7 protein-coding genes and 3 pseudogenes are annotated in these 14,794 nt (G+C 62.6%); 7 read left to right on the plus strand and 3 right to left on the minus strand.

What is annotated here, in order from left to right:
- The first annotated feature begins 86 nt into the window (after positions 1 to 86).
- Together H2O14_RS27600 and H2O14_RS16310 are read left to right on the plus strand one after the other, a co-directional pair.
- Complete coding sequence (locus tag H2O14_RS27600) at positions 87 to 1,148, plus strand: beta-3-deoxy-D-manno-oct-2-ulosonic acid transferase (protein ID WP_409526957.1); 1,062 nt, start codon at positions 87 to 89, stop codon at positions 1,146 to 1,148.
- A gap of 454 nt (positions 1,149 to 1,602) precedes the next feature.
- Positions 1,603 to 2,844 carry a capsular biosynthesis protein gene (locus H2O14_RS16310; RefSeq protein ID WP_182828478.1) on the plus strand — a complete coding sequence of 414 codons (1,242 nt, stop codon included), beginning with the start codon at positions 1,603 to 1,605 and terminating at the stop codon, positions 2,842 to 2,844.
- Positions 2,845 to 2,942: 98 nt separating this feature from the next.
- Here the strand turns inward: H2O14_RS16310 and cysQ are convergent, their stop codons facing one another.
- The 3 genes and pseudogenes from cysQ to cysD all read right to left on the minus strand — a co-directional run bounded on the left by cysQ (position 2,943) and on the right by cysD (position 6,515).
- Positions 2,943 to 3,722 (minus strand): 3'(2'),5'-bisphosphate nucleotidase CysQ, encoded by a 780-nt coding sequence (gene cysQ / locus H2O14_RS16315; protein WP_182828479.1) that lies wholly within the window; start codon positions 3,720 to 3,722, stop codon positions 2,943 to 2,945.
- Between the two features lie 3 nt (positions 3,723 to 3,725).
- A complete protein-coding gene (cysN, locus tag H2O14_RS16320) occupies positions 3,726 to 5,618 on the minus strand; it encodes a sulfate adenylyltransferase subunit CysN (RefSeq protein ID WP_246697417.1) in 1,893 nt (630 codons plus the stop codon).
- Positions 5,618 to 6,515 (minus strand): annotated as a pseudogene (cysD, locus tag H2O14_RS16325) (sulfate adenylyltransferase subunit CysD). The gene cysN and the pseudogene cysD overlap by 1 nt, the downstream one beginning before the upstream one ends.
- A gap of 311 nt (positions 6,516 to 6,826) precedes the next feature.
- Here cysD and H2O14_RS16330 point away from each other — a divergent pair.
- The 5 genes and pseudogenes from H2O14_RS16330 (at position 6,827) to H2O14_RS16350 (ending at position 14,660) form a co-directional block, all read left to right on the plus strand.
- Positions 6,827 to 8,076: pseudogene (locus H2O14_RS16330) on the plus strand (sarcosine oxidase subunit beta family protein).
- 12 nt (positions 8,077 to 8,088) lie between these two features.
- Positions 8,089 to 8,367, plus strand: a complete 279-nt coding sequence (locus H2O14_RS16335; RefSeq protein WP_182828480.1) for a sarcosine oxidase subunit delta — start codon at positions 8,089 to 8,091, stop codon at positions 8,365 to 8,367.
- Entirely contained in the window at positions 8,364 to 11,324 is a 2,961-nt protein-coding gene (locus H2O14_RS16340) for a sarcosine oxidase subunit alpha family protein (protein ID WP_182828481.1), read from the plus strand. The genes H2O14_RS16335 and H2O14_RS16340 overlap by 4 nt, the downstream gene beginning before the upstream one ends.
- A 10-nt stretch (positions 11,325 to 11,334) precedes the next feature.
- A complete protein-coding gene (locus tag H2O14_RS16345; RefSeq protein ID WP_182828482.1) occupies positions 11,335 to 11,865 on the plus strand; it encodes a sarcosine oxidase subunit gamma in 531 nt (176 codons plus the stop codon).
- Between the two features lie 367 nt (positions 11,866 to 12,232).
- A pseudogene (locus tag H2O14_RS16350) lies at positions 12,233 to 14,660 on the plus strand (FAD-dependent oxidoreductase).
- The last annotated feature ends 134 nt before the right edge of the window (positions 14,661 to 14,794 follow it).

Below are 14,794 nucleotides of genomic sequence, written 5' to 3' on the forward strand. Positions count from 1 at the left end.
CCGCCTATATCGACTACTCCCATTATCTGGATCTACACGACCGGAAGCCGGTGGACATCGAAACGGCGCTCGACCAGCTTCTCGTCGTGCGCGACCAGCGCTCGAGGATCGAAAAGCGCGTCTATACGAGCGGCCTTTCGCCTTGGAAGCGCAAGGCGATGACGCCGTTCCTCATCGGGCCGGAAGGGCCTCCGGTTCACTGCCGTTCGCTCGCCGCCGCCGAAGATCAGGCCCTGATATCGGGCGGCCAGGTTGCGCTGTGGGGAGTGGCCAAACCGATGCCTTCGCGAGCGCCGGCTATCCGCTTCGAGGACGGATTCATTCGTTCGCGCGGGCTCGGCGTCAATCTCTCGCTTCCGTGCTCGCTCGCTATGGATGGCGAGCATGTCTATTTCGACGCGCGTGGTGAAAGCGCGCTGGAACATATCCTGGCCACGCATCCGTTCCCCGACGAGTTGCTGGCCCGGTCTCGGGCGCTGATCGATCTCGTCGTGACGCGCGGGGTCTCCAAATACAATTTGAAGACCGTGTTCGAAGCGCCGGTCACGCCGCTGGGGCGATTGAAGATCCTGGCTCCGGGACAGGTGGAGAAGGACGCTTCCATCCGGTACGGCTCGCCCGACGTCAAGACCAATCACGAACTGGTCGCCCGCATCAGAAAGCTCTATCCTGACGCATTCATCGCATACAAGGAGCATCCTGACGTCACGGCGGGTCTTCGCTCCGGCGGGATACGGCCGGTCGACGCCGACCTGATCGTGACGCAGGGCGACATCAAACACTGGATCGCCTGGGCCGACCGGATCGAGACGATGACTTCGCTCGCCGGTTTCGAAGCGCTGATCCGAGACAAGCCGGTCGGCGTGCATGGCATGCCCTTTTATGCCGGCTGGGGATTGACCGACGATCGCTTCCCGGTGTCGCGCCGGGGCCGGCCGCTCACCATCGACAAACTCGCCGCCGCGACACTGATTCTCTATCCGCTCTATGTTCACCCTTTGAGCGGCATGCCCTGCACGCCGGAGGCCTTGGTGGAGGAAATCGCGCTCAACAGAAGCATGCCGACATCGGCCTGGACACGCTTCAAGGCCTGGCTCGCGCAATCAATAAATCGAACGGCCGTAAGGATTCGTGATAGCGGGGCTTAGGCCGCGACGACGTCTCGGCCGCCGCTTTTTTGAATTGGATGCAACCGCAGATCCGGCTCTCCAATTTGTGACCGTAAAAATATAGCGGAATCAAATCGCTACCGGTCGGTCTCGTCGCCGGCTCTCCAAAGCGAGCGAATGTTCGCGCCCGCCGCGCCGGACGGGGCGCTGCACGGAAATGTGACACCATGGGATCGAGGTGTGAGCAAAAAGGTAAGGCGTGGTTGAAATGACGCAAGGTTCGTGTAAACAGGGTCCAGCAGTTCCCTCAGTGGATTTTTAAAGACACTTCGATATGACGCTGCCCTTGGACAACATGAAAAAGCAAGCGGTTGGATCACACAAGGGCTCTCGGGCCAAGACGCAGAACATCATCGGCCTGCCTTTCATCGGGCGGCAGCCGCGGAAGTTTCCGAATAAACATTGCGCGCGCGTTATTTTCCTTCAGGGCCCCGTGGGCGCTTTCTTTCGCCGCGCTCAGGACTATCTCAACGCATCGGGTTTCGAGGCCTGGCGAGTCTGTTTCAACGCAGGCGACCGTCTGTATTCTCCTGGCGAACGCGTCCTGAACTTTTCCGGCTCTCCGGAAACCTGGCGTTCCTGGTTCTCGGAAATCCTGCATGAAAACGGTTTCGACGCCGTCGTGATGTTCGGCGCGGAGCGTCTCATCCATCGCATCGCAGCCGAATGCGCCGAGGCGGAAGGCATACCGGTCCTCTGCTTGGAAGAGGGTTATGTGCGGCCGGGTTACGTGACGATGGAATTCGGCGGCAACAACTGGCGCTCGCCGATCGCGGGAAAGCTGCCTCCGGCCGAGTTCGAGGGAACCCGCCAGAGCGGACCCAAGGCCGTGCCGTCGGCGGGTTCGTTCAGCAGCATGGCCTGGAGCGCCTTTCAGTATTTCACCATTCGCGCGTTGATCTCGACGCCCGGCGAGCGCAAGCTGTTTCACAAGCACAAGCGCACACTGGTGTCGGAGGGCTTTTACTGGTTCAAGAACTATTACCGGAAATTTGCGCATGTAGGCCGGAATTACCGGATCTCCGAGCGGCTGCTCGAGCATCACGACAAGCGCTTCTTTCTCGTGCCGCTGCAGGTCCATGACGACATGCAGCTGGGCCGAGCCGCCAATGCCTGGAACAACCAGAAACTCATCCTGAAGACGATCGTCTCCTTCGCCCGCAACGCGCCGGGCGATCACCATCTGGTGTTCAAGATCCATCCGATGGAGCGCGGTCATACGCGTGACTGGAACTTCATCCGGCAGGTCAGCGCGCTCAACAATGTCAAGGATCGCGTGCACGTGCTCGACGGCGGATCGTTGAGCCTGCTCACGCGCCATTCTGCCGGCATGATCACCATCAATTCAACCTCCGGCCTGTCTGCGATCCATCACGGCGTTCCCCTGGCCGTCATGGGACAGGCGATCTATCGTCACCCCGATCTGGTCTTCTGCGTTCAGCGCGGCAAGGATCTCGATCGGTTCTGGTCCGAGGGCTTCGTGGCTCCGGCCGATATGCGCGAACGTTATCTCGGCTGGATGCAGCACGAATGCCTGGTGGGCGGTGATTTCTACGCCAAAGAGGGGATTGAGGCCGCTATCACGAGTCTGCGTGTGAGACTTGAGAGCGCATTGGTCAACCGCAAGTCGGGCAAGGTCGTGGCCGCCAATTTTGGAGCCGCGCGCGAGGGCTGACCGCTGGCGGACCCTGACGGGCGATGCTATGTTCGAAAATTTCCGGAATGAAAAAGCCGCCCGTTGAGGCGGCTTTTTCAATGCGGTCTTTGCAAACTTCAGGGATTTCTGCCCCAGGCGATGAAGTGGCCGTTCGCAAAGTCGCTGTCGAAGGCCTGCTTCGTCTTGCCATAACGGAAAGGCGCGCCGTCGATATCGACGGTCATGCCGCCCGCTGCGCGCAACACGGCGTCGCCCGCCGCGGTATCCCATTCCATCGTCCGGCCGAAACGCGGATAGACATCGGCTTCGCCTTCGGCGACCAGGCAGAACTTGAGCGACGAGCCCACGGATTTCGTGGAGGCCACGCCTTTTTCCGCCAGGAAAGCCTCGGTTTCGGGCGAATTGTGCGATCGGCTCGCCACCGCCGTCAAGTCGCCGGACGGAGCGCGGCAAGCGATCGCTGTCCGTCCCGCGACCGTCAGGTCCTCGGTGATGTCCAGTTTGCTCGCCTGCGCCTGCGCGCCCGTATAGGCGACCCGCTTGGCGGGCGCGTAGACGATGCCCACGGTCGGCGCGCCATTCTCGATCAACGCGATATTGACGGTGAAATCGTCGCGTCGATTGATGAACTCCTTCGTGCCGTCCAAGGGGTCGACAAGAAAGAAGCTCCGCCCCTCGACATCCGGGATGCGGCCGGCCGCCGCGGCTTCTTCCGCGACCACGGGGATCTCCGGAAAGGCTGCGGCCAGGCCGGAGAGGATGATGGCTTCGGCGCGTTCGTCCGCTTCCGTCACCGGCGAACAGTCGTTTTTATAGGCGACGTTCGGACCGGCCTGGTAAACCTCCAGGATCGCGCGACCCGCATCCAGAGCGATTTTTTCAAGGATGTCCAGCATGGTTCACCGCTTGTTGAGGAAAGCTTCGATCTGGATCGCCAGCTCGGCCGGTTCGTGGCCCAGCGTATGCAGATGCAGTTCGGGACTGGTCGGCGCTTCGTAACCCGAGGTGATGCCCGTGAAATTGGCGATTTCGCCGGACTGCGCCTTCTTGTAGAGACCCTTCGGGTCACGGCGCATGCATTCTTCGAGCGGCGTGTCGACGAAGACTTCGATGAACTCTCCCGGCGCGAACAGGTCGCGCGCCATCTGCCGCTCCGAACGGAACGGCGAAATGAAGGACACGATCACCATCAAGCCGGCTTCGGTCATCAGCTTGGCGACTTCGGCGACACGGCGGATATTCTCGACGCGGTCGTCGTCGGTGAAGCCGAGGTCGCGGTTGAGGCCATGGCGGATATTGTCGCCGTCGAGCATGAAAGTGTGCTTGCCCTGGGCGTGCAGCAGCTTTTCCAACGTATTGGCGATGGTCGACTTGCCCGAGCCCGAATAGCCGGTGAACCAGATGGCCGCCGGCTTCTGGTTCTTGATCTCGGCGCGCGCTTCCTTGTTGACGTCGGTCGCCTGCCAATGAACGTTCGAAGCGCGACGCAGCGCATGATCGATCATGCCGGCGCCCACGGTCGCGTTGGTGAAGCGGTCGATGAGGACGAAATTGCCGGTGACGCGGTTGGTTTTATAGGGATCGAAGGCGATCGGCGATTGCGTCGAGATGTTGCACTCGCCCACCTCGTTCATGTTGAGGTGCTTTGCCGCTTCATGGGCGAAGGTGTTGATGTTCACCTGATGCTTCAGCGTGGTGATCGTCGCGCTGACGCTGTCGACTTCCGTGCGCAGGATATAGCTGCGGCCCGGGATCATCGGCTGGGCGTCGAACCAGATGATATGCGCCTGGAACTGATCGGCCACATGCGGACGATTGGTGGGGTCCACCAGCATGTCGCCGCGCGAAATGTCGATCTGGTCTTCGAGCACGATCGTCACCGCCTGGCCCTCGACGGCGCTGTCGAGATTGCCGTCCTGGGTGACGATTTCCTTGATGACCGATTCCTGGCCGGATTTTGCGACGGTGACCTTGTCGCCGGGCGCGACGCGGCCCGAAGCGACCTGACCCGCGAAGCCGCGGAAATCGAGGTTGGGGCGCACCACGTGCTGGACGGGGAAGCGGAAGGGCTTGTCGACGCCGTCGTTTTCGATAGCGACGGATTCGAGATGTTCGAGCAGGGCAGGGCCCTGATACCACGGCATCTTCGCCGATTTGACCGTCACGTTGTCGCCGTAGCGGGCCGACATCGGAATGGGCTGGATCGACTTGAAGCCGAGATTGGCGGCGAACGACATGTAATCCGCAACGATCTTGTCGAAGACTTCCTGGGAATGATCCATCAGGTCGATCTTGTTGACGGCGAGCACGATGTTGCGGATGCCGAGCAACGAGGCGATGAAGGAATGCCGGCGCGTCTGGCGCAGGATGCCCTGGCGCGAATCCACCAGCACGATGGCGAGATCGGCGGTCGAGGCGCCGGTGGCCATATTGCGGGTGTATTGTTCGTGGCCGGGCGTGTCGGCGACGATGAACTTGCGCTTGTCGGTGGCGAAGAAACGGTAGGCGACGTCGATGGTGATGCCCTGTTCGCGTTCGGCTTCGAGGCCGTCCACCAGCAGCGCGAAATCGATATTGTCGCCGTCGGTGCCGTGCTTGGCGCTGTCGCGCTCGAGCGTGGCGAGCTGGTCTTCGAAGATCAGCTTGGTGTCGTAGAGCAAGCGACCGATCAGCGTGGACTTGCCGTCGTCCACCGAACCGCAGGTCAGAAAGCGCAGCAGGGACTTCTTTTCCTGTTCGCGCAGATATTCGATCATGTCGCCGGAAACGTCGGCCGGGTTCACAACAGTCATCAGAAATAACCCTCGCGCTTCTTCTTTTCCATCGAGCCGGCTTCATCCTTGTCGATCAGGCGACCCTGACGCTCGGAGGTGCGCGCCGTCAGCATTTCGCGGACGATGTCCTGCAGGTTGGCGGCGTCGGAGTCGATCGCGCCGGTCAACGGATAGCAGCCGAGAGTCCGGAAGCGGACGAGGCGGTCTTCCACCACGTCGTCGGGGCCAATCGGCATGCGCTCGTCGTCGACCATGATCAGCATGCCGTCGCGCTCCACCACGGGGCGCTTGGCCGCATAGTAGAGCGGCACGATCGGAATGTTTTCCTTCATGATATATTGCCAGATGTCGAGCTCGGTCCAGTTCGACAGCGGGAAGACGCGGATGGATTCGCCGGCGCCGACGCGGGTATTGTAGGTTTTCCACATCTCCGGGCGCTGGTTTTGGGATCCCAGGTGTGCTGCGCGTTGCGGAAGGAGAAGATTCGCTCCTTGGCGCGGGACTTTTCCTCGTCGCGGCGGGCGCCGCCGAAGGCTGCGTCGAAGCCGTATTTATCCAGTGCCTGGCGCAGCGCGACGGTCTTCATGATGTGGGTATGGGTGTTGGAGCCGTGGGTGAAGGGGCCGACGCCCTGCTCCACGCCGTCCTGATTGATATGCACCAGGAGGTCGATGCCGAGGTCCTTGGCCATCTTGTCGCGGAACGCCGTCATCTCCTTGAATTTCCACGTCGTGTCGACATGGAGGAAGGGGAAGGGGGCTTGGCGGGATAAAAGGCCTTCATCGCCAGATGCAGCATCACCGATGAATCCTTGCCGATCGAATACAGCATCACCGGATTGGAAAAGGTGGCCGCCACCTCACGGAAGATATGGATGGATTCAGCTTCGAGACGCTGAAGGTGGGTGAGTGACATGCGCTTGGTCGCTCCGCTCTTGGTCTTTTGAGTTTGAGAGCGTTTATTGACTTTGGAAGGTCAAGGCAACCTTTAATAAACAGCTTACTTTCGCCGAACCGGCTATGTCGGCGGGATTGTGCAAACCGGCAACGCCGCCGACGCAGCGGGCCGTCCTCTCTCTTCCGCGGGGAAGGTTCCCACCGACGACAGCGACTTGTCTCAAAACGCCGCGATTATGTCCGTCCCGGTATAGAGTTTTTCGCTGCGACGCGGCATTGTAGATCCATCACGGCGCCGACGACACGCGCCCGCATCCAGGACGGATTTGCATGCGATTTTCTGCTTTATCGATCTTTCGCGAAGCCTTGAAGAAGAATACGGGCTGGGCGCCGGTCTGGCGTCAGCCCGAGCCGAAGCGTCATTACGATGTCATCATTGTCGGCGGCGGCGGGCATGGGCTCGCCACCGCCTTCTACCTCGCCAAGGAATTCGGCGTCACCAATGTGGCGGTGCTGGAGAAGTCCTGGCTCGGCTCTGGAAATATCGGCCGCAACACCACGATCATCCGTTCCAACTACATGTTGCCCGGCAACGAGCCCTTCTATGAGCTGTCCATGAAGCTCTGGGAAAACATGGAGCAGGATTTCAACTACAACGCCATGGTGTCGCAGCGCGGCGTGCTCAATCTCTACCACACCGACGGCCAGCGCGACGCCTATGCGCGGCGCGGCAACGCCATGCATCTCGAAGGGGCCGGCGGCGAGTTGCTCGATCGCGAACAGGTGCGGCAATTCGCGCCCTATCTCAATTTCGACCATCATCGCTTCCCGATCCTCGGCGGCCTGTTGCAGCGCCGCGGCGGCACGGCGCGCCACGACGCCGTCGCCTGGGGCTATGCGCGCGGCGCCGACATGCGCGGCGTCGACCTGATCCAGAATTGCGAGGTGACGGGCATCACCCGCGAAAACGGCATGATCACCGGCGTCGAGACCAGCCGCGGCTTTATCGGTTGCAACAAGCTGGCGCTCGCCACCGCCGGTCACTCCACCGTCACCGCCTCGATGGCGGGCCTGCGCCTGCCGATCGAAAGTCATGTGCTGCAAGCCTTCGTCAGCGAGGGGCTGAAGCCGGTGGTCGACAGCGTCATTACTTTCGGCATGGGACACTTCTATGTGTCGCAGTCCGACAAAGGCGGTCTGGTGTTCGGCGGCGATATCGACGGCTTCAATTCCTATGCGCGGCGCGGGGCCTTGCCACGATCGAGCATGTGTTCGAGATCGGCGTGTCGATGATCCCCGGTCTGTCGCGGTCCAAGGTGCTGCGCACCTGGGGCGGGGTCATGGATATGAGCATGGACGGCTCGCCGATCATCGACAAGACGCCGGTCCCCAATCTCTATCTCAACACCGGCTGGAATTACGGGGGCTTCAAGGCGACGCCGGCTTCGGGCTTCACCTTCGCCCATCTCATCGCCAAGAACGAGCCGCATGCCGTGACGCGCGAAATGCGCCTCGACCGCTTCGAGCGCGGCTATCACATCGACGAGGGCGGCAAAGGCCCTCAACCGAACCTGCATTAAGAGCGCATCTCCATGGCAAGCCTCATCACCTGCCCGCATTGCGGGGTCCGACCCAAGGAAGAATTCACCATCAAGGGCGACGCCGCCCCGGTCCGTCCGGCTGCGACGGCGTCCGACAAGGAATGGCATGACTATGTCTATCTGCGCGACAATCCGATGGGCCGCTATCGCGAACTCTGGCATCACCTCAATGGCTGCCGGCGCTTTCTCGTCGTGGAGCGCGACACCGTGAGCCACGAGGTCTATTCGGTTCAGGACGCCGCCGCGTTTCGTCAGGGAGGCGCTGAATGACCGCCTATCGTCTCTCCACCGGCGGTCTCGTCGATCGCTCCAAATCCGTCGGCTTCCGCTTCGATGGCGTCGCCTATAAGGGTTTTGAAGGCGACACGCTCGCCTCCGCCATGATGGCCAATGACCAGTTGCTGCTCGGCCGCAGCTTCAAATATCACCGTCCGCGCGGCGTGGTGACTTCAGGGGTGTCCGAGCCCAATGCGCTGGTGACCATCGGCGAAGGCGGGCGGATGGAGCCCAATGTCCGCGCCACGGTGGCGGAGCTTTATGAAGGAATGTCCGCGGTCAGCCAGAACCGCTGGCCGTCGCTGAAATTCGACGTGGGCAGCGTCAATTCGCTGCTCTCGCCTTTCCTGTCGGCCGGCTTCTACTACAAGACCTTCATGTGGCCGAAAAGCTTCTGGGAAAAGGTCTACGAGCCCTTCATCCGCAAGGCCGCCGGCCTCGGCAAATTGTCGATCGGCGAGCGCGACCCGGACAATTACGAGAAGAGCTGGGCCTTCTGCGATCTGCTGGTGATCGGCGCAGGTCCGACCGGGCTGATGGCGGCGTTGGCCGCGGGTCGCGCCGGGCTGAAAGTGTTGATCGCCGACGAAGGCGCCCGTCTCGGCGGCTCGCTGCTCGCCTCGCGCACGTCCATCGGTGGCGAAGGCGCCGCCGACTATGCGCAGACGGTGATCACCGAGCTGGCGAGCATGCCGAATGTGACGATGCTGCCGCGCGCCACCGTGTTCGGCTGGTTCGACGACATGGTGTTCGGCGTGGTCGAGCGTGTGCAGAAGCATGTCGCCCAGCCGCATGCCGACCGCGCCGTCGAACGCGTCTGGCGTATCGCCGCCAAGCGCGCGGTGCTGGCCTCCGGCGCGGAAGAGCGTCCGCTGGTGTTCGGCGGCAACGACCTGCCGGGGGTGATGACGGCGTCGGCGATGCGCACTTACGCCAATCGTTACGGCGTGGCGGCCGGCCGCAAGGTCGCGGTCTTCGCCAATGGCGCCTCGGGTTATGAAACCGCGCGCGATCTGGCCGCCAGGGGCGTCGAGATCGCCGCGATCATCGACAGCCGCGTCGGCGCTTCCGATGTCGCGCCGCAAGGCGCCCGCGTCGTCGCCGGCGCCCAGGTGGTCGACACGTCAGGCAAGCTGCGGATCAAGGGCGCGACCATCGAACGCTCCGGTTATATGGAAACCATCGCCTGCGACGCGCTGGCCATGTCCGGCGGCTGGAGCCCGATCATTCATCTGATGTGCCATCGCGGCCAGCGACCGGTCTGGTCGGAAGAGAAGGCGGCCTTCCTCGCGCCGTCGCTTACGGAACCCTTCTTCGCCGCCGGCGGCGCCTCGGGTCTCGAAGGACTCGGCGCCTGCCTCGCCGATGGCTGGAAGGCCGGCGCGGAAGCCGCATCCTCCCTCGGTCTGTCGGCGCCGGCTTATGTCCGGCCCGATATCGAAGGCGAGGCGGGAGAAGGCTTCACGCCGCTCTGGTATGTCGCCGGATCCAAGTCCAAGGCTTTCGTCGATTTCCAGAACGACGTGCATGTCGCCGATCTCGGCCTGGCGCTGCGCGAAGGCTATGGGCATGTCGAACACGCCAAGCGCTATACGACCAACGGCATGGCGACCGACCAGGGCAAACTGTCCGGCGTCAACGCCGCCGCCATCCTGGCCGGCATGCAGGGCGTGACCCCGGCCCAGACCGGAACGACGACCTTCCGGCCGTTCTATACGCCCGTGACCTTCGGCGCGCTGGCGGGCGCGGCGCGTTTCGAGCATGCGCAGCCGATCCGCGTCTCTCCCCTGCATGGCTGGGCCAAGAAGAACGGCGCCAAGATGGTCGAGGCCGGCCTCTGGTATCGCTCCTCCTGGTTCCCGCGCGACGGTGAAACGAGTTGGCGGCAGAGCTGTGACCGCGAGGTGATCACGGTGCGCGAGAAAGCCGGCGTCTGCGACGTCTCCACGCTCGGCAAGATCGAAGTGATGGGTCCCGATGCGGCGGAATTCCTCAACCGAATCTATTCCAACGCCATGCTGAAATTGCCGGTCGGCAAGGCGCGCTACGGCATCATGCTCCGCGAAGACGGCATGGTTTATGACGACGGCACCGTCAGCCGCTTCGGAGAGAACCACTTCTTCATCACCACCACCACCGCCTATGCCGGCGAAGTGCTGACGCATATGGAGTTCTTCCACCAGACCGTCTGGCCGGAACTCGACGTGCGTTTCGTGACGGTCACCGATCAATGGGCGCAGATGTCCGTGGTCGGACCGAAGTCGCGCGAGATCCTGCAGGAACTGATCGTCGACGATCTCTCGGACGCCGCCTTCCCCTTCATGACCGCGCGCGCGGTCAAGATGGTCGACGGCCCCGAGGCGCGGCTCTACCGCATCTCGTTTTCGGGCGAACTCGCCTATGAACTGGGCGTGCCCGCCGGTTACGGCGAAGCGGTCGCCGACGCTGTGATGGCGGTCGGCGCCAAGCACGGCATCTGCGCCTATGGCGTCGAAGCGCTCAACGTCATGCGCATCGAGAAAGGCCATGTCACCCATGCCGAACTCGACGGCCGCGTGACGGCTGACGATGTCGGCCTCGGCAAGCTGGTCTCGGCGCAGAAGCCGGATTTCGTCGGCAAGCGCCTGCTCGATCGCTATGGCATGAAGGCGGCGGACCGCCATCAGCTCGTCGGTCTCGTGCCCGTCGATCCCAAGGTTGAGTTCAAGTCCGGCGCGCATATCCTGAAGGTCGGCGCGACGCCGTCGACGGTGGCCGATCAGGGCTGGGTGTCCTCGGTCTGCTATTCGCCGGCGCTCGGCCACACGATCGGGCTCGCCTTCGTCAAATCCGGACGCGAGCGCATGGGCGAGAAAGTGGTGGTCTGGGACAGACTGCGCGGTCAGGAGACCGAAGCGGTGATCAGCTCCACCGTGTTCTTCGATCCCGAAAACAAGAAGCTGCACGCCTGAGGAGGATCCCATGACCTATCAATATCGTCATCCCCTGGCCGACGGTGCCGTGCATGGCATCGAAATGCCGAACGCCAATCATCTGGAACTCGTTGAAGGCTCCGGCATCTTTTCCGTCCTCGCTTTCAAGGGCCAGGCGGACGCGGTGGACGCAGCGCTGAAGGCGCTGCCGGGCGTCAGCCCACGAAAGGTCGGCCCGGGCGAATGGCTGGGCGTGACCCCGGAGAGAGGGAGCGGTCTCGGAGAGATCGCCGGCGCAATGGTGGTCGACCAAAGCCATGGCCGCACGCATTTCCGCCTCAGGGGACCGCATGCGCTGCGCATCCTGATGAAGGGCGTCGGCGTCGATCTGGCCGGCGGCGCATTGCCGGTCGGGGAGTCGGCGATGATGGCGTTCCAGCATCTGACCGTCAATCTGGCCCGCAGCGGCGATGACGCGTTCGAACTGATCGTGCTGCGCAGTTTCGCCGAAAGTCTCTATCACGATCTGCGCCTCGCGGGCCGGGAATTCTCGCTGTCCTTTGCCGTGGCGGAACGCTGAAACAGGCGCGCGCCCGATCGTCCGAGCCGGCTCCGTGAGGGGCCGGCTCTTTCATTTGGGCCCATCGTTCCCAGCAATCGCCCTCGATGCCGCGCATCGGAGAAAAAGCGTCCAGCCTGTTTGTCTGCAAATGGCGGCCGGACCGACGAAACAACGATCCCGCTGCGCATTTTGGCGCAAACAGACAAATTGTTTTCGCCTGAGCGACAAGAAATGCGCTCCTTCGGAAATAGTGTTTTGACTGTGAACTGAAGGCGGTTCCGGGCGCCGGCCGGCGGGCGGCGCATTAACGGAAAGCCTTTTCCAATCAATCGGTTATCTATAGCCGGGAGGGCGTGTCCGCTCTTACCGGGAGCGGAGCTATGCCATGAAGAGCCATGCCAGGGTCGTCGTAATCGGCGGCGGCGTCGTCGGATGTTCGGTCCTCTATCACCTCACGAAATTCGGCTGGACCGACGTCGTTCTGCTCGAGCGGTCGGAACTGACTTCCGGCTCCACCTGGCACGCCGCCGGCGGCATGCACACGATCAATGGCGATCCGAACGTCGCCAAGCTGCAGAAATACACGGTCGAACTCTATAAGGAGATCGAGGAATATTCCGGCCAGGATGTCGGCCTGCACATGACTTCGGGCCTGATGCTGGCCGCCACCAAGGACCGCTTCGACTGGCTGAAGACGATCCAGGCCAAGGGCCGCTACGGCGGGCTCGACACCGAACTCCTGACGCCGCGCGAAGCGATGGAATTCATGCCGCTGATGGATCCCGACCAGTTCGTCGGCGCCCTCTACGACCCGGTCGAAGGCCATCTCGATCCCTATGGCACCACGCATGCCTACGCCAAGTCGGCCAAGAAGAACGGCGCCGAGATCTATCTGCACACCAAGGTCGAGGATCTCGTGCAGCGCGAGGACGGTTGCTGGCGGGTGATCACCGACAAGGGCGAGATCATCGCCGAGCATGTCGTCAACGCCGCCGGCCTCTGGGCGCGCGAAGTCGGCCGCATGGTCGGTCTCGAACTGCCCGTGCTCGCCATGGAGCATATGTATCTCATCACCGAGGACATGCCCGAGGTCGCCGAGTTCAACGCCGCCACCGGCAAGGAAATCGTCCATTGCGTCGATTTCGACGGCGAGATCTATATCCGCCAGGAGCGCGGCGGCATGCTGATGGGCACCTATGAGAAGGACTGCCGTCCCTGGTCGCCGATCACCACGCCGTGGAATTTCGGCCATGAACTGCTGGGCGAGGACCTCGACCGCATCACGGGCGAGTTGGAAGTCGGCTTCCGCCACTTCCCGGCCTTCAACAATGCCGGCATCCGCAAGGTCATCAACGGGCCCTTCACATTCTCGCCGGACGCCAATCCGTTGGTCGGCCCGATCCGCGGCCTGAAGAATTTCTGGTCGGCCTGCGCCGTGATGGCGGGCTTCAGTCAAGGCGGCGGCGTCGGCCTCGCGCTCGCCAACTGGATCATGCAGGGCGATCCGGGCTTCGACGTCTTCGCGATGGACGTGTCGCGCTATGGCGACTATTCCACCATGGCCTACACCAACGCCAAGGTGCGCGAAGGCTATTCCCGCCGCTTCTCGATCCGCTTCCCCAATGAGGAGCTGCCGGGCCGGCCGGCCCCTGCAGACCACGCCGATCTATGATCGGCTCAAGGGCATGGGCGCGGTGTTCGGCCAGTATTACGGGCTGGAGCAGCCGCTGTGGTTCGCGCCCGAAGGCGTCGAGGACAAGTTCTCCTGGCGCCGCTCGACCGATTTCGAGCATGTCGCCCGCGAGGTGAAGACCGTGCGCGACGGCGTCGGCATGATGGAGACGTCGGGCTTCGCCAAATACAAGATCACCGGCAAGGGCGCGCGCGCCTATCTCGATCGTCTGCTCGCCTGCCGCATCCCGGCGCTCGGCAAGATGACGCTCGCGCCGATGCTCAAGCATGACGGCAAGCTGATCGGCGACTTCACGCTGGCCACGATGGGCGAGGACGATTTCCTGCTGATCGGTTCCGGCGTGGCCGAGAACTATCATATGCGCTGGTTCGAGAGCCATCTGCCTGAGGACGGCTCGGTGCGCTTCGAAGCGATCGGCCTCGGCCTCGCCGGCCTCGCCATCGCCGGGCCGAAGTCGCGCGAGCTCATCGCCAAGCTCACCCATCTCGACATGTCCACGGACGCCTTCCCCTTCATGGCGATCCGCAAGATGGATATCGGCATGGCCCCGGCGATCGTCGGCCGCGTCTCCTATACCGGCGATCTCGGCTATGAGATCTGGATGAAGCCGGAATATCAGCGCTACATCTTCGAGAAGATCCTCGAGGCGGGGGCCGAATTCGGCATCGGTCTCTTCGGCTTGCGCGCTCTCAACTCGCTTCGGCTGGAAAAGGCCTATGGCAGCTGGTCGCGCGAATATCGTCCGCTCTATGGTCCCTTTGAAGCCGAACTCGGCCGCTTCATCGCGCTCAAGAAGGACGCCGACTTCATCGGCAAGGCCGCGGCCGCAAAGGAGAAGGAAGAGGGCGGCGCGCTGCGTCTGCGCACCTTCGTCATCGAAGCCAAGGACGCCGACGTGGTCGGCGACGAACCGATCTGGCACAAGGGCGAGGTCAAGGGCTGGGTGACCTCCGGCGGTTATGCGCATGGTCCGGGTCTGTCGGTGGCGGTCGGTTATGTGCCCAGGGAGATCGCCGAAGACGTCGAGGGATGGCAGATCGAGCTGCTTGGCGACATGCTGCCTGCAAAGCTGCAGTCCACGGCGCTCTTCGATGCCGACGGAGCCGTCATGCGCGGCTGAGGCGCCGTTTTATCCTGAAACGAATTGTCCCGTTTTTCGCCCGGCGAGCTCCATCGCCGGGCGATTCGCTTTTGTCGGGGCTTGCGGCGTTTCGGCGCAACCTTGAATTTTGTTAAACTCTGCGCACCTACGTG

Source organism: Rhizobium sp. G21 (assembly GCF_014158035.1).
GTDB lineage: Bacteria > Pseudomonadota > Alphaproteobacteria > Rhizobiales > Rhizobiaceae > Rhizobium_E.

Bases quoted from the DNA above. Each gene is read 5' to 3' on its own strand.
- cysQ (WP_182828479.1), bottom strand. From the start codon at position 3,722: ATGCTGGACATCCTTGAAAAAATCGCTCTGGATGCGGGTCGCGCGATC.
- cysN (WP_246697417.1), bottom strand. From the start codon at position 5,618: ATGACTGTTGTGAACCCGGCCGACGTTTCCGGCGACATGATCGAATAT.
- H2O14_RS16335 (WP_182828480.1), top strand. From the start codon at position 8,089: ATGGCAAGCCTCATCACCTGCCCGCATTGCGGGGTCCGACCCAAGGAA.
- H2O14_RS16340 (WP_182828481.1), top strand. From the start codon at position 8,364: ATGACCGCCTATCGTCTCTCCACCGGCGGTCTCGTCGATCGCTCCAAA.
- H2O14_RS16345 (WP_182828482.1), top strand. From the start codon at position 11,335: ATGACCTATCAATATCGTCATCCCCTGGCCGACGGTGCCGTGCATGGC.